The sequence below is a fragment of the Azoarcus sp. DD4 genome (assembly GCF_006496635.1).
Lineage (GTDB): Bacteria > Pseudomonadota > Gammaproteobacteria > Burkholderiales > Rhodocyclaceae > Azoarcus.
The window spans coordinates 2,403,508-2,419,000 of the sequence record NZ_CP022958.1 but is presented as its reverse complement, the minus strand read 5'-3'; the positions used below and the strand labels follow the sequence as shown (position 1 = coordinate 2,419,000).

Annotated in this window: 13 protein-coding genes; 7 read left to right on the top strand and 6 right to left on the bottom strand. The window is 67.6% G+C overall.

Annotated elements, in window-relative coordinates; genetic code table 11:
• Window positions 1-202 precede the first annotated feature (202 nt).
• Window positions 203-2,971, top strand: a complete 2,769-nt coding sequence (locus CJ010_RS11305; RefSeq protein ID WP_141018125.1) for a TonB-dependent receptor — start codon at window positions 203-205, stop codon at window positions 2,969-2,971.
• Window positions 2,972-3,010: 39 nt separating this feature from the next.
• Here the strand turns inward: CJ010_RS11305 and CJ010_RS11300 are convergent, their stop codons facing one another.
• On the bottom strand, window positions 3,011-3,487 hold the full coding sequence (locus CJ010_RS11300) for a rhodanese-like domain-containing protein (RefSeq protein ID WP_141018124.1): 477 nt from the start codon (window positions 3,485-3,487) through the stop codon (window positions 3,011-3,013).
• 330 nt (window positions 3,488-3,817) lie between these two features.
• Between CJ010_RS11300 and CJ010_RS11295 the strand changes: the two genes are divergently transcribed.
• Entirely contained in the window at window positions 3,818-5,380 is a 1,563-nt protein-coding gene (locus CJ010_RS11295; RefSeq protein ID WP_141018123.1) for a PepSY-associated TM helix domain-containing protein, read from the top strand.
• Window positions 5,381-5,431: 51 nt separating this feature from the next.
• Here CJ010_RS11295 and CJ010_RS11290 read toward each other — a convergent pair whose 3' ends face one another.
• Window positions 5,432-5,866 carry a DUF2703 domain-containing protein gene (locus CJ010_RS11290; RefSeq protein ID WP_240794567.1) on the bottom strand — a complete coding sequence of 145 codons (435 nt, stop codon included), beginning with the start codon at window positions 5,864-5,866 and terminating at the stop codon, window positions 5,432-5,434.
• Between the two features lie 95 nt (window positions 5,867-5,961).
• On the opposite strand from CJ010_RS11290, the gene CJ010_RS11285 reads away from it, so the two are divergent.
• The 3 genes from CJ010_RS11285 (at window position 5,962) to arsA (ending at window position 8,573) form a co-directional block, all read left to right on the top strand.
• The gene (locus tag CJ010_RS11285; protein WP_141018121.1) at window positions 5,962-6,321 is read left to right on the top strand and encodes a helix-turn-helix transcriptional regulator; all 360 of its coding nucleotides are present in this window, start codon (window positions 5,962-5,964) and stop codon (window positions 6,319-6,321) included.
• Window positions 6,322-6,439: 118 nt separating this feature from the next.
• The gene (gene arsD, locus CJ010_RS11280; protein WP_141018120.1) at window positions 6,440-6,811 is read left to right on the top strand and encodes an arsenite efflux transporter metallochaperone ArsD; all 372 of its coding nucleotides are present in this window, start codon (window positions 6,440-6,442) and stop codon (window positions 6,809-6,811) included.
• 13 nt (window positions 6,812-6,824) lie between these two features.
• On the top strand, window positions 6,825-8,573 hold the full coding sequence (arsA, locus tag CJ010_RS11275) for an arsenical pump-driving ATPase (RefSeq protein ID WP_141018119.1): 1,749 nt from the start codon (window positions 6,825-6,827) through the stop codon (window positions 8,571-8,573).
• Between the two features lie 61 nt (window positions 8,574-8,634).
• Here arsA and CJ010_RS11270 read toward each other — a convergent pair whose 3' ends face one another.
• The 4 genes from CJ010_RS11270 to CJ010_RS11255 form a co-directional block, all read right to left on the bottom strand.
• A complete protein-coding gene (locus CJ010_RS11270; protein ID WP_141018118.1) occupies window positions 8,635-9,876 on the bottom strand; it encodes an amidase in 1,242 nt (413 codons plus the stop codon).
• A 115-nt stretch (window positions 9,877-9,991) separates the two neighbouring features.
• Window positions 9,992-10,849, bottom strand: coding sequence for a helix-turn-helix domain-containing protein (locus tag CJ010_RS11265; protein ID WP_141018117.1), 858 nt, complete (start codon window positions 10,847-10,849; stop codon window positions 9,992-9,994).
• 375 nt (window positions 10,850-11,224) lie between these two features.
• A complete protein-coding gene (locus CJ010_RS11260) occupies window positions 11,225-12,235 on the bottom strand; it encodes a sulfate ABC transporter substrate-binding protein (protein WP_205754939.1) in 1,011 nt (336 codons plus the stop codon).
• 59 nt (window positions 12,236-12,294) lie between these two features.
• Entirely contained in the window at window positions 12,295-12,978 is a 684-nt protein-coding gene (locus CJ010_RS11255; RefSeq protein ID WP_141018116.1) for a lectin, read from the bottom strand.
• A gap of 502 nt (window positions 12,979-13,480) precedes the next feature.
• Here CJ010_RS11255 and CJ010_RS11250 point away from each other — a divergent pair.
• Window positions 13,481-13,768: a co-chaperone GroES gene (locus tag CJ010_RS11250; protein WP_065340648.1), complete on the top strand. Its 288-nt coding sequence runs from the start codon at window positions 13,481-13,483 to the stop codon at window positions 13,766-13,768.
• Between the two features lie 52 nt (window positions 13,769-13,820).
• Entirely contained in the window at window positions 13,821-15,464 is a 1,644-nt protein-coding gene (groL, locus tag CJ010_RS11245; RefSeq protein ID WP_141018115.1) for a chaperonin GroEL, read from the top strand.
• Window positions 15,465-15,493 lie beyond the last annotated feature (29 nt).

Here is a 15,493-nt window from a genome sequence, read left to right as displayed (position 1 = left end):
CATCGGCGCGGGCGCCATCCGGCGCATGCGCCCACCGCCGCCCCGTATTTCGGATTCGATACGTAAACGCCTGAATGAAATGCCAAACCCGGTATTTCTCGGACGGGAATTAGCAACGCGCAAATCCCTATATCGATTGGCATAGCGATTGCTGAATTGGCGCCCTGTGTCTGCAGCTTTTCAACCAGGGAGAAGAATCCTCATGACAATCCGCGTGCGCAATCATCCTCCGGCGCAATTGCCCCACCTCCGCCAATTCCGCCTTTCGCCGCTGGCCGCGCTGATCGCCGGCATGGCGATTGCCGGCAGCGGGCCGCTGTACGCCGCCGAGACGCGCTCGGTCGCCGAACTGCAGGCGGAAATTGCCCGCCTGCAGCAGGAACTGGCCGCCAGGACGGCCGCTCAGGGTGGGACCGCCGCAGCGCCCGCCGCCACCGCCGCCGAAACCGCGGCGGATACCTCGCCGCAGGCGCTCGACACCGTCGTGGTCCGCAGCCGTCACCGGCTGGAACGCCTGCAGGACGTGCCGATCTCGGTGGCGGTGGTGACCGGCACCGAACTCGAACGCGAAGGCGCGTCGGACCTCGACGCCATCGCCAAGCGCGTCGGCAACTTCTCTTGGAACCCGGGTAACGCCCGCACCAGCAGCCTGTCGATCCGCGGCCTGGGCAAGCAGTCGCAGACCGATGCGATGGACCCGAGCGTGGGCATCAACGTCGATAACGTCGCCTACTCATACAACCCACTGTCCAGCTTCGACCTCTTCGACGTCGATTCCGTGGAAGTACTGCGCGGCCCGCAGGGCACGCTGTTCGGCAAGAACGCCAACCTCGGCGTGCTCAAGATCACCAACAAGCGACCGAGCTTCAACCCGGAGGCGGACTACTCGCTGACTTTCGGCGAAAACCAGCGCTTCATCGCCCGCGGCGCCGTCGGCGGTGCGGTGGTGGATGAGCTGCTCGCCTGGCGCGGCGCCTTCCAGTTCGACCGCGGCCAGGGTTATGTGAAGAACCTGGAGAAGGGCTATCTGGAAAGCACCTTCGGCAACCACGACCGCGCCGCCGGCCGGGTGCAGTTCCTGCTGACGCCGAGCGCCGACTTCGATGCCCGCCTCAGCATCGAGCTGGCGCCGACCACTGGCGAAGCCTTCAACGGCAAGACCATCTACACGCCGACGCCGACCCGCTACGCCGACGGCAGCGTGAATACGCTCAACACCGACGCATCCACCCGCCTGGCTCGGCGCTGGTTCCGCCAGCTCTCCAGCTACGACTACCAGCGCGATTACCTCTACGGCGGCAACACGGTGAACCTGGACCACCAGACGCCCACCTATACCGATACCAAGGGCATCTCGGCCGAGCTGAACTGGCGCGTCGCCGGCCACACGCTGACCTCAATCACCGCCTACAAGGACTTCCGCTTCCAGGTGCGCAACGACGAGGGCACACCTTTCGACATCACCAAACGGGGTGGCGGCCATGTCGACAAGTTCGAGCAGATCAGCCAGGAATTTCGCCTGACCTCCGAACTCGGAGGCTTCGTCGATTACCAGACCGGCCTGCTGCTGCTGAAGTCGAGCAACCGCTACGACTCCAACGCCGGCTTCGGCAGCGACGCCGGCGCATGGTTTGCGAACGCCTCGCAATACAGCACGCTGGATGCCAACGGCAACGGCCGCTACCTGCTGGAGAACTCGTTGAACGAACTGCAAGTGTCGCCGCTGCAGAAAATCGAGACACAGAGCGCGGCGATCTTCGGCCAGGCCAACTGGCACCTGAGCGAGCCGCTGACTGTGACCACCGGCGTGCGCTTCACCCACGAAGACCGCGACAACCGCAGCAGCCGCCTGATCATCAACAACGGCTATGGCACGGAACTGAATCCGGTGGCGGTGAACGGCGTGCAGTTGGGCGGTTTCTCGTCCAACAACACCAGTGGCGAACTCACCGGCACAAACTCCGCAGCCCAGCTTAGCGTGGCCGACTCCGTTGCCAACAAGTACTTCGGCACCGCGATCACCGCCACACCGGGCCAGGCCTACGCCAGCCTGACCGCGGCGCAAAAGCGCCAGGTGGCTGCGGCCAAGGCGATCCGCCGCAGCAACATCGGCGTGTTGTGGGCCGAGACCAAGGCCCAGGGTTTCCGCGAAACGCAGCCGACGCTGCTGTTCTCGCCGAGCTACAAGGTGAACGACAACCTCACCACCTATTTCTCGGCCCAGTACGGCGAGAAGGCGGGCGTCGCGCAGGTCACCAACGGCTACTCGAACCCGGTCAAGCCGGAACGGACGACCTCGTTCGAACTCGGCTTCAAGTCGTCGCTGCTGGACAACACGCTGGTACTGAACGCCAACGTCTTCCGTACCAACATCCGCGACTACCAGCAGGCGGTGCAGGTGTATGACGAATACACCACCACGCTGAACAACGACGGCACCACCTACTACACCAGCGCCACCGGCAACGTGCCCAAGGTGCGGGTGAACGGGGTGGAGATCGATGCGACCTACTCGGGCATCCGCTACACCACACTGCGCTTCTCCGGCGCCTACAACGACGCGGTGTACAAGTCCTTTCCGAATGCGGGCAAGGCGGCGGAAGTCAATAACATCGCGGCGCCGTATGTCGACCTGAGCGGCGAAAACCTGCCGGGCGCGGCCAAGTTCACCTTCAGCGTCGGCGCGGAATACCGCCGCCCGGTCCTGGGCGACAAGGAGTTCCACACCAGCTTCAACACCTTCTATACCAGCAAGTTCAACTCCGACAACACGCTGTCGAGCTACGGCTGGATCGGTGCCCACAGCACCACCGACTTCTCGATCGGCCTCGGCCGGCGCGACAAGAGCTACGACGTGACGCTGCTGGTGAAGAACCTGTTCGACGACGACACTCCGCTGGCGAAGACGTGGAACACCTATGTTCCGGCACCCCCGCGTTGGGTCGGCATCGTCTTCAGCGGCAAGCTGTAAGTGCGCCATGCAGCCCGCCTCGGCGGGCTGCTTTCCCCTTCAGCGGCGGGCTGCTTCGGCGCCCGCCGCTTCCCTGTTTACGCGCGGTGCGATCTTCGTCAGCGCACCGCCCTCCTCCTCGTAGTTCTGCACCCCGACCGCACCGGCCACCTTGAAGCCCTTGCTCGCAAGCAGGTCGGCCGCGGCGCCTGCACGTCCGGCGTGGTTGGAAAGCGTCACCACCCGGCGTTCGCGCGGGATGTAGGCGAGCTGCTTCTCCAGGTCGCCGGCCTGGATGCTGAGATAGACCGGAAAGCCTCCGATCTTGCTGACTTCGTCCGGCTGGCGGACGTCGATGAACACCACCTTGTCCGGCGTGTGCAGCAGCTTGTCGATCGCCGCGCGATCGAGTTTGGGCGACTTGTATTTCCATGCGGCGGCGGGCGTTCCGGCGGCGGCCGGAGCCGCGTTCTGTGCGAACGCCAACGGGGACGCGACGGCGAGCGCCAGCGCGAGCATGGTGATTTTCGACTTCATGTTTGTTCGACCTCGTAAAGGATGCTGCCCAAATGGACAGGCGGAAATAGCAGGCCGCATGCCAACGGAAACATCCTGCCTGCGCGCAGGATTGGTCCGGCAGCACCGCCCGCCGCTGCTTGTTCCGGAGCAGTGGTGGCAGCGCTTCTGCTGCGCAATCAACGGTTTTCGGCAAGCAGCGCACCAAAACCCCTTGCCCAGCAAGGGCATCCGGAATGGCCTTCTTCTTGCAATGGCGGGCTGCCACCACGGCACACGGAACCGGCTGGCGCAGTCACCGCGCCAGCCCGCACTGCCGCCCGAGAACCCGAAAGTCATGGAGAACCGTCGATGCAGGTCAAACGCCTACTTTTCTTCACCCACCGCTGGCTCGGCGTGGCGCTCGCACTGCTGATGCTGCTGTGGTTCGCCTCCGGCCTGGTCATCGTCTATGCACCCAACACCGTCCAGAGCCGCGACGATCAGCTCGCCCACGGCGAACTGCTGGCCCCGCAGGCCGACTGGTTGCCGCTGGGCAGCGCGTGGACCGGGCGCTGGGGCGCCGGTGATGAAGCCGCACCGCAGCGCATCGCCTCTGCCCGCCTGCTGCGCCAGCTGGACGAACCGCTGTGGCTGGTGGAAGACGTGCAGGGCGAGCGCCACCTGATCTCGGCGCTGGATGGCAGCGCGCGCCAGGCCGATGCCACCCGTGCGGTGGCGCTCACCCGCGCCTGGCTCGGCGATCCCCACGCCGCGGTGGCCCATCTGGAAACCTTCACCCATGACGCCACGGTGCGCAATCTCGAAGCCCTGCGCCCCTTCCATCGCGTCGCTGTCAATGACGGGCGCGGCACGCAGATCACGCTGTCGGCGCGCACCGGCGAAGTCGTACGCGTTGCGGACGCACTGGACCGCGGCCTGTTCTGGGCGGGCAACTGGCTGCACCTGTTCCGCCCGCTCGACTCGGTGGGCTGGGGCGAGGCCCGCCGCGACGTGCTGCTGTGGGTGTCCGGCTTCACCGTGGTGGCGACGCTCACCGGCCTGATCGTGGGCTGGCTGCGCTGGCGCCCGGGCTTCGGCCGCCAGCCGCAATACAGCGGCGGACGCGCCCACCCCTACCGCGCGTTCTGGTTCAGCTGGCATTTCTGGAGCGGCCTCATCGGCGGCATCGTCGCGCTGCTGTGGATAGGCAGCGGCTTCTTCAACAACAACCCGTGGCAGCTGTTCTCGCCGGCCAACGCCAATCGCGGCGAGCTCGGGCGCTTCATCGGCAAGGAGGTTCCCGCGGTGATGCTGCAATGGCAGCCAGGACTCAGCGCGGCGGTGCCGGCCGACACCGTGGAGCTGCGCTGGCAGCGGCTGGGCCGCGAGGCCACGCTGCTTGCGGTCAATGCCGAGGGCAAGTTGCAGGCCCTGCCGGTAGCCGCCCCCGCCTTTGCGGCGGACACCGTACGCGCCGCGGTACTACGTGCCGCCGGCGATGCGACCATCGCCAGCCAGACCCTGCAGACCGAGTACGACAGCTACTATTACCCGCGCCACGGCCGCGCCGCCAGCGACCGGCCGCTGCCGGTGGTGCGCGTGGAACTGGCCGATGCTGCCAACACCCGCTACTACGCCGACCCGCGCGAAGGCCGCCTGCTGCTGCGCCAGGACGACAGCCGCCGCGCCTACCGCTGGATCTTCTCGGCGCTGCATCACTGGGACTTCGGCTGGCTGTACGCACGCCCGCTGTGGGACGGCTGGATGATCGTCTGGATCGGCTTCGGCCTGGTCATGTCGCTGACCTCGGTGGTGCTCGGCTGGAAGCGGCTGCGCGCCAGCTTCCGCCGTCGGCAGGGCCGGGCCCGGGCCCCGTCGCCCGCGCTCGGGCGGCAGCCAGAGCAGCTCGCGACCAGCCGTCAGGCGGGTTGAAACCGCCGCGCGGGCGGCAGCGCCGCCGCCCGCATCTGCGCCATCCGCTACTCAGCGCACGGGGTGGCCCGCCGCAGCGGCGGCGGAAGGCGTCCCGTCATCGACAAGCGTCGGCAGCGCGCTAAAGGCGGCCTGGAGGATCAACCGCTCCGGGATCGCCTCATGCACCGCGCCATCCACCTCCAGCGTGCGGCAATCGGCGTCGCCACATGCAGCGTAACAGCGGCTGCTGCCCGCACGCCCGCCCACCCAGTCTTCCAGCGGACGCCCGGCGACCCAGATCCGGTTCGATTCCATCGGCCCGCCGGCGAAAGCCTCCGGCGCAATCTCGATCTTCTCCAGCCGCACCGCGATGCCCAGCGGCTTCAACGCGGTCTCCAGTTCGGCCCGCGCCCGCTCCATCGCGGCTTCGGAGGCGCCGCAACGGTCGCAGGTCTGGCCGGTCGCAGTCACAAGGCGCTGCCAGCGCAGGTCCAGAGTCTTCATCGCCATGCTCCTCCGGTTGGAAATCGGGCGTGTGGTCGGCAGGAGGACCACGGAATTTTCCTGCCGCGCACCTTTATTTCGATAATATTCGAATTATGGAAACTCTCAACGCTGCCGAACTCCTTGCCGCGCTCGGCCACGAGACGCGCCTGGCCATCTTCCGCCTGCTGGTCGAGGCCGGCCCGGAAGGGCTCTACGCCAGCGCGATCGGCGAACGCCTGGCGCTCGCCCCGGCCACGCTGTCCTTCCATCTCGCCCACCTCAGTCGCGTCGGCCTCATCGTCGGCGAGCGCGAAAGCCGCTTCATCCATTATTCGGCCCGCTTCGACACCATGGACCAACTGATCGCCTTCCTCACCAGCAACTGCTGCCAGGGCGCGGCCTGTCTGCCCCAGACAGCCTGCTGCGATACCACCGCCAAGCGGCGAGCCGCGAACGATTCGAGCGCCACATGAACGGGCTCGACCACTTCCTCCGTCCCCTGCAGCGCCTTCCCCGCGAACGGTGCTGCAGGGGTCCCCGCATGCAACACCACACGGGCCGGCACCAGGCCCGCCGATCCAGGAGACAAAAATGAAAAAGCTCGAAGTGTTCGACCCCGCGATGTGCTGTTCCACCGGCGTGTGCGGAGTGGATGTCGACCCCGTGTTGGTGCAGTTTGCCGCCGACCTGAAGTGGGTGGAGGAGCACGGCATCGCCGTACAGCGCCACAACCTCGGCCAGGAGCCGCAGGCTTTCGCCGCCAACCCGGCGGTGCTGAAGGAGATGGAGGCCGGCATGGACCGCCTGCCGGTGCTCGTCGTGGACGGCCATGTCGTCAGCACCGGCATGTACCCCTCGCGCCTGCAGCTCGCACAGAAGCTCGGCATCACCCTCGCCCGCGAGGAAAAGCCGCACATCAGGATCGGCAGCGCCTGCTGCGACCCCAAGTCCGGCTGCTGCTGAGCGGAGCGCCGCGATGACATTGCCGCGCATCGACACCCGCTACCTGTTCTTCACCGGCAAGGGCGGGGTCGGCAAGACCTCGCTGTCCTGCGCCACCGGCCTTGCGCTCGCCGAGGCCGGCCGGTGCGTGCTGATCGTCAGCACCGACCCGGCCTCCAACCTGGACGAAGTGCTCGGTACCCCGCTCGGCCAGACGCCCACCGCCATCGCCGGCGCGGCCGGGCTGTACGCGCTCAACATCGACCCGGAGGCCGCCGCGGCGGCCTACCGCGAGCGGATGGTCGGCCCCTACCGCGGCATCCTGCCCGCAGCGGCGATCCAGAGCATGGAAGAACAGTTCTCTGGCGCCTGTACGGTGGAGATCGCCGCCTTCGACGAGTTCTCCAAGCTGCTCGGCGAGCCGGCCGCCACCGCCGGCTTCGACCATGTGATCTTCGACACCGCGCCCACCGGCCACACGCTGCGCCTGCTGACGCTGCCGAGCGCCTGGAGCGAGTTCATCTCGTCTTCCACCGGCGGCGCCTCCTGCCTCGGTCCGCTTGCCGGCCTGCAGCAGCAGAAGACGCTCTACGCCGCCACCGTGGAGCGCCTCGCCGACCCGCAGGCCACCACGGTGATCCTGGTGAGCCGTGCCGAATCCGCCGCGCTGCGCGAGGCCGATCGTACCCGCGGCGAGCTGGCGGAACTGGGCATCCGCAACCAAGTGCTGGCGATCAACGGCCTGTTCGCCGACAACGACACCGACGACGCGATCGCCGCCGCGATGTCGCAGCGCGGCGCCACGGCGCTCGCCGCGATGCCGGCCGCCCTGCGCGAACTGTCCGCCACCACCATCCCCTTCCTGCCCGCGGGCACGGTCGGCCTCGACGCGCTGCGGGTGATGGCGCAGCCGGAGCGCATGGCGGCGCCCGCCACCGCAGAATCCGCCGCGCTGCCGCAGGTCACGCTAGGCCTGGCCGCGATGGTCGAAAACATCGCCCGCAACGGCCACGGCGTGGTGATGACGATGGGCAAAGGCGGCGTCGGCAAGACCACCGCGGCGGCGGCCATTGCACTGGCCCTGGCGCAGCGCGGTCACAAGGTCACGCTCTCCACAACCGACCCTGCCGCCCACCTGTCGACCACGCTGGCCGAGGCGGTGCCCGGCCTCAGCCTTGCCCGCATCGACCCCGCGCGCGAAGTCGCCGACTACAGCGCCGAGGTGATGGCACGCGCCGGCCAGGGGCTGGATGCGGCCGCGCGGGCCATGCTGGAGGAAGACCTGCGCTCGCCCTGCACCGAGGAGATCGCGGTGTTCCGCGCCTTCGCCCGCACGGTGGACCAGGGCAAGGACGGTTTCGTGGTGCTGGACACCGCACCCACCGGCCACACCATCCTGCTGCTCGATGCTGCCGAGGCCTATCACCGCGAGGTGAGCCGCACCCAGGGCGAAATGCCGGAGGCGGTACGCCAGCTGCTGCCGCGCCTGCGCGACCCGGAATTCACCCATGTGCTGATCGTCACCCTGCCCGAAGCCACGCCGGTGCATGAAGCCGAGCGCCTGCAGGCCGACCTCGCCCGCGCCGGAATCGCGCCCTACGGCTGGGTAGTCAACCAGTCCCTGCTCGCCAGCGGCACGCACCATCCCCTGCTCGCGCAGCGCGCCCGCCACGAGCTTCCCTTCACCCGCCGGGTCAGCGAGGACCTCGCCCCGCGCTTCGCGCTGCTGCCGTGGCTGGCCGAGGCACCGGTGGGCGTGGAAGGTCTGCGGCAGGTGCTGTAGCGCCGCCCGCAGGCCGGCGACTGCGCTATGGCGCGGAGCGGATCGAAAACGCCCGCTCCGCTCATTCCGCCAGCGGCGGCGGCACGAATCCGCCCAGCACGCTTTCCAGCCGGAGGCCGGTCTGCAGTAGGGTGTGCTCCTGCCAGCGTTTGCCGATGACCTGCACCCCCACAGGCAAACCGGCCTCCAAGCTCACCGGCAGGCTAAGCACCGGGCTGCCCGTCAGGGAGAACGGCGCTGTCATCGGGATGGTGGCTTCCAGATAGGGCAGCGTGGCCTCGCCCACCTTCAGCCGCGGCGGCTTCCTGGTGGGCGGCATCGGTTCGCCCGGATAGGGCCCGGTCGCCGCCACCGGGCAGATGACCGCGTCCCACTCGCCCAGAAAGCGTTCCAGCGACTGGATCAGGGCTTCGCGCTGGTTCAGCGCCTGGTTGTAGCGGCGCAGGTCGAAACGCATGCCCCCGGCGACCGCCCGGGTGATGACGTGGTTGCGCGGCAGGAGATATCGCAGGGCCAGGAAGAGCCGGCGCTGCCAGCCCGGCATGCCGAGTCCGATTTCCGCTCCGCCGATCAGGCCGAAGGTCTCCCACGCAGCGCGCACATCGAAATCCGGCGGTGCGCAGCGCACCACCTCGTGTCCGGCGGCAGAGAGTTTACCCGTCAGGTTCTCCAGACCGCGCCGCGTACGCGGGCACAGCGGCGTGCCGGCGAAGTCGTCCCACACCGCGACGCGCATCGGCGCGGCCCTGTCGGCTGTCGCCGGAACAGATAGCGGTTCCGCCGGAAAGGGCGGCACGCTCCAATCCACCTGGTCAGGTCCGGCCAGCAGGCTGTAGCCCAGATGCAGGTCCTCCACGCTGCGCGCCAGCACGCCGAAAGCCAGCATGTGCCAGACGCTGCGGCCGGGTCCGCCGAGTTCCGGCAGATTGCTCTTGCCCATCAGCACCGCGCCGGCCTCGCGCCAGCGCGCAACCACGGTTGCGTCGGCGGAGGGGAAGTACGCGGCCAGCGGGCGATGGCTGGAGGTGGTGAGCATGTCCCGGGTGGCAAAGGCATCCTTCACCGAAACCGGCACGCCCAGCAAGGCCGGCGCCGCGTCGCCACGCGCAAGACGGCGGTCGGCTTCGCGCGCCGCGAGCAGCGCGCCCTCGCGGTTGGGCGTGACCAGGGCGTTCAGCGTCGGGTTGAAGCGGTCGATGCGCGCCTGGCAGGCAAGCGCGAGTTGCTCGGCCGAATAGCGCCCCGCGCGCAGATCCCGGGCGGCCTGCGTGGCGGTGAGGTGCGAAAGGTCCGGCGCGCTCATGGACGCGACGAGGAAACGGACGAAAGGGGGGTGAACATGGCGCGATACCGGAGTGGAAAAACCGGACCAGTCTAGGAACGCAGCCCGTCGAGGGTCTTGTATCGAAACGACAGGCTCAGTACCCGGCCGCGCCGAACAGCCGGACCATTTCCAGCGGCGAAATCCGGTATGGCCAGAAGGCCGGATCGTCCCCGGCGATGCCGGCAAGCAGTTGGCCCGGAGAATAACCGGTGTAGCGGACCAGATCGCGGTTGAGATGCGATTGATCGAAATAGCCGAAGTTGGCGGCGAGATCCGCCAGCGAGTGCGCCTTCGACTGACCGGAAACGAACGAAGCCAGTACCTGGCTGCAGCGCAATTGCTGGCGCAGGCTGCGAAGCGATTGCCCGTAGCTGGCCCGGAAACGGCGTTCGAACTGGCGCAGGCCAAGGCCAAACTGGGTGGCCAGCGCACATGGCGACAGACCGAGATACGCGGGCGGCACCACGAGATTTCCTTCGCGCTCTCGCCGGCGCTGGCGTAACGCCGACAGGAGTGCAAGGAAAGCGGCTGCCTGACGGGCGGCATCGTCGTGCGCCGTGATTGCGGCCTCGCATCGGGCCGCCTCGCCGCGTTCCTGGCCGCTGAGGAATGCATCGAACGCAACCCAGTCATCCATGATCTCCAGCGCCGGAAAGGCCACCAGCCGCCTAAGCTGTCCCGCCTGCACCGCCAGCGTCAGGATGCGCGTGCCGGGGGCCGCCCAGGCCCGCAGCACGCGACAGGTTCCGCCGCACAGGCAGAGGGTAGCCATGCTGCGCGAACCTTCCGGGTGATCGACCCGGATCTCTCCGCGCAGGATCACCAGGAAGATCGGATGCATGGCTGCCGGCAGCAGATAGCCCCCGCCCGGCAGGGTTTTCACCATGCCGTGCTGCACGCAGCCGGCCAGATCCGGCGGGGGAGAAAAGATGAAGTCCTCTTCGTGAGGCATAGCCCGAGCGCCGGTTGCAATGCCGGAAAGATAACGTCAAACCTTCGGGCGGGGAAATCGCCCGCGCGCCGCGGCGTGCTGAATGACGCCGCCGCGGAGAGACGAGCAGAACTGCGGAAGGGCCGGCTTTCTTGCGCTGCCGGCCGCCGTACGTAGACTGTGACAAAGGCAGACGACAACACCGCCGACCGCGCGTCTTTCTCACGCATATTGCGCACTGCCGTTGCCGAGCGACCAGTTCTCTTTCGCCACCTGTCCAGCGGGTTCAGATCTTCCTCGGCGGCTCCGATTCCTGCATTGAGCCAACAGAAGCAAAAACGGCAGCGGCCCCTTTCGGGACCGCTGCCGTCCTTCGCGGTGGAAGCCGCGGACGACTTACTTGAACACAGCGATCTGGTCGAACACGCCGCCGTCGTCGAAGTGGGCCTTCTGCACCTTGCCCCAGCCGCCGAACACCGCGTCGATGGTGAAGAGGTTCACCTTGCCGAACTGCTTGGCGTACTTGGCCGCGACCTTGGCGTCGGTCGGGCGGTAGTAGTTCTTCGCCGCGATCTCCTGGCCTTCCGGCGAGTAGAGGTAGTTGAGGTACTCGGTGGCGACCTTGCGGGTGCCGCGCTTGTCGACCACCTTGTCGACCACCGCCACCGGCGGTTCGGCCAGGATGGAGACCGACGGGGTGATGATCTCGAACTTGTCGGCACCGAATTCCTTCAGCGCCAGGTAGGCCTCGTTCTCCCACGCGATCAGCACGTCGCCGATGCCGCGTTCGACGAAGGTGGTGGTGGAGCCGCGCGCGCCGGAGTCCAGCACCTTGACGTTGGCGTAGATCTTCTTGACGAAGTCCTTGGCGGTGGCGTCGTTGCCGCCCTGCTGCTTGAGCGCGTAGCCCCAGGCCGCCAGGTAGTTCCAGCGCGCGCCGCCGGAGGTCTTCGGATTCGGGGTGATCACGTCCACGCCGGCCTTGGCGAGGTCGTTCCAGTCCTTGATGCCCTTGGGGTTGCCCTTGCGCACCAGCAGCACGATGGTGGAGGTGTAGGGCGAGGCGTTGAGCGGCAGCTTCTTCTGCCAGCCGGCCGCGACCGCGCCGCCGTTTTCGGTGATGGCGTCGATGTCGCCGGCCAGCGCGAGCGTCACCACGTCGGCTTCCAGGCCGTCGATCACGCCGCGGGCCTGCTTGCCGGAGCCGCCGTGCGACTGCTTGACGACGACGTCCTCGCCGGCCTTGGCCTTCCAGTACTTGGCGAAGGCGGTGTTGTATTCCTGGTAGAGCTCGCGCGTCGGGTCGTAGGACACGTTGAGGAGCGTGGTCTCGGCGAGCGCGTTGCCGGACAGGGCGGCGCCGAGGGCGAGAGCGATGAGGCTGCGACGGAAGGTGTTGATCGTCATGAGTGATTTCCAGTGTTGCTGCGGTGGGAAAGGTGATGCCTGCGGCGGGCGCGGAGCCCTCAATTGACCGCGAAGCAGTACAGGAGGCCGGCGCCGCCGGTCTTGACCAGGTTGTCGTGGCCACAGCCGCGGCTGGCGTGGGCAGAGTTCCACGACACGTTGCCGCCGCCGGTGCGGTCGAAGTGGCCGACCTGGGCGGCGCCGTCCTCGGCCGCGGTGGTGTAGTTGCGGCAGGTGCGGTCGGCGGCGTCGGCGAAGGCGCGGCCGTCGGGCTGGGAGCCGGTGAGGATGTCGTGCTCGTTGGGCGTATCGCCCGAGCCCTTCACGAAGTCGCCCTTCTCGGTGAGCGCGGTGCGGCGGCTGAGGTTGTTGCCGAGGCGCGCGACATCGAGGCTGTCGCCGTGCAGGTGGGCGACATCCTTGGCGATTTCCTGGCCCTTGACGTTGTGCCAGGGGCCGTTGCCGATACGGTCGCGGGCGTTGATGGCCGGCTGGCCGTTGGCGGCCTGGGTGCTGAGGTAGGCGCGCCAGGTCTTGCCGGCGCCGGTGGTGCCCGCGGCAAGCTTCTGGCAATGGGCATCCGCCCCGGCCAGACCGCCGAAATCCGCGCCCTTGCCGGTGCCGACGCTGGTGACGAAGAAGCTCGCGGGCGGCAGCGGCTTGTTCGGGTCGGCCGCCTGCTGCGCGCCGGCGAGCGGCGACATCAGCAGGCAGAGCGCGGCGATGATGGTTTTCTTCTGCATATAGGGATTCCCGTGATGGCCACGCCGGCAGGCGGGCTAGATCCGACAAGGCGCCCCGCGGCGCAGCGTCCGCGGGTAAGCCGAAAGCCCTATAGCAGCCGCCATACCAGCCTTGCCCGGCAAGCCGTAAATTTCCGCAAGCTACTGATTTGGTATTGGAAAACAACCCGACCGGGAACGGCATCCGGGCGCGCTGCCGGCGCCCGCTGCTGCCTGCGCAACAGTCCGCGTGCCGCCGCTGCACCGTGCGCAGCAGCGCCCTGTCCGCACATCTTCGGCAGGGCGTCGACGCGGCACGGGAACTGCCGCGAATTTGCTTACGGCATATCAGAAAAACATCCAGCCAAATCGAAATAATTCGCTACGCATGACCGGGAGGCTGATTCATGATTCGCCGGCCTTGGCACTCTCCCTCGACGAGTGCCAACGGAAAGGCGACGTGCCCGGCGAACGATAACGCGGCGACGTCGCCCCACCCCCCAAGAATCCACTGGAGACCTCAATGGCCATTCGCCCCCTGCACGACCGCGTCATCGTCAAGCGCCTAGAAGCCGAGCGCACCACCGCCAGCGGCATCGTCATTCCCGATTCCGCCGGCGAGAAGCCCGACCAGGGTGAAGTCATCGCCGTCGGCCGCGGCAAGATCCTCGACAACGGCGAACTGCGCGCGCCGCAGCTCAAGGCCGGCGACCGCGTGCTGTTCGGCAAGTACGCCGGCCAGGCGGTGAAGATCGACGGCGAGGAAGTGCTCGTCGTGCGCGAAGAAGACATCTTCGGCGTCATCGAATAAGCCGGCCCCCGCCCGCTTCAACTCATCCAACACACATCCAACGGAGCAATACATGGCCGCCAAACAAGTGCTTTTCGGTGACGACGCCCGCGCCAAGGTCGTGCAAGGCGTCAACATCCTCGCCAACGCCGTCAAGGTGACCCTCGGCCCCAAGGGCCGCAACGTGGTACTGGAGCGCTCCTTCGGCGCCCCCACCGTGACCAAGGACGGCGTCTCGGTCGCCAAGGAAATCGAGCTGAAGGACAAGTTCGAGAACATCGGCGCGCAGCTGGTGAAGGAAGTCGCCTCCAAGACCTCCGACAACGCCGGTGACGGCACCACCACCGCCACCGTGCTGGCCCAGGCCATCGTGCGCGAAGGCTTCAAGTTCGTTGCCGCCGGCTTCAATCCGGCCGACCTCAAGCGCGGCATCGACAAGGCGGTGGCCGCCGTCGTCGCCGAGCTGCAGCAGATCGCCAAGCCGACCACCACCAGCAAGGAAATCGCCCAGGTGGGCGCCATTTCCGCCAACTCGGACGCCGACATCGGCGACATCATCGCCAAGGCCATCGACAAGGTGGGCAAGGAAGGCGTGATCACCGTCGAGGACGGCAAGTCGCTGAATAACGAACTCGACGTGGTCGAGGGCCTGCAGTTCGACCGCGGTTATCTCTCGCCCTACTTCATCAACAACCCGGACAAGCAGGTCGCCGAGCTGGACAACCCCTTCATCCTGCTGTTCGACAAGAAGATCTCCAACATCCGCGAGCTGCTGCCGGTGCTGGAACAGGTGGCCAAGGCCGGCCGCCCGCTGCTGATCGTCGCCGAGGATGTCGACGGCGAAGCGCTGGCCACCCTGGTGGTGAACACCATCCGCGGCATCCTCAAGGTGGTGGCGGTGAAGGCGCCGGGCTTCGGCGACCGCCGCAAAGCCATCCTGGAAGACATCGCCATCCTCACCGGCGGCCAGGTGATCGCCGAGGAAGTCGGCCTCAGCCTGGAAAAGGCCACGCTGGCCGACCTCGGCCAGGCCAAGCGGGTGGAAGTGCAGAAGGAGAACACCACGCTGATCGACGGCGCCGGCAGCGTCGATGCGATCAAGGCGCGCGTGTCCTCCATCGACGCATTGATCGCCGCTGCCACTTCCGACTACGACCGCGAGAAGCTGCAGGAACGCAAGGCCAAGCTGGCCGGCGGCGTGGCGGTCATCAAGGTGGGCGCGGCGACCGAAGTGGAACTGAAGGAGAAGAAGGCGCGCGTCGAGGATGCGCTGCACGCCACCCGCGCCGCGGTGGAAGAAGGCATCGTCCCCGGCGGCGGTGTCGCCCTGCTGCGCGCCCGCGCCGCGATCAAGGACCTCAAGGGCGACAACCACGAGCAGGACGCCGGCATCAAGATCGTGCTGCGCGCGGTGGAAGAGCCGCTGCGCCAGATCGTCGCCAACGCCGGCGACGAGGCCTCGGTGGTGGTCGCCCGCGTGCTCGAAGGCAGCGGCAACTTCGGCTACAACGCCGCCAACGGCCAGTACGGCGATCTGGTGGAACAGGGCGTGCTCGATCCCGCCAAGGTCACCCGCTCCGCGCTGCAGAACGCGGCCTCGGTCGCGGCGCTGATCCTCACCACTGACGCGCTGGTGGCCGAACAGGCGGACGACAAGCCCAGCGCCGCCGGCCTGGCGCACGGCGGGCCGGGCGGGTTCGGCGGGCCGGAGTTCTAAGGCTGCTCAAGTCGGCATAGGGCAGTGTC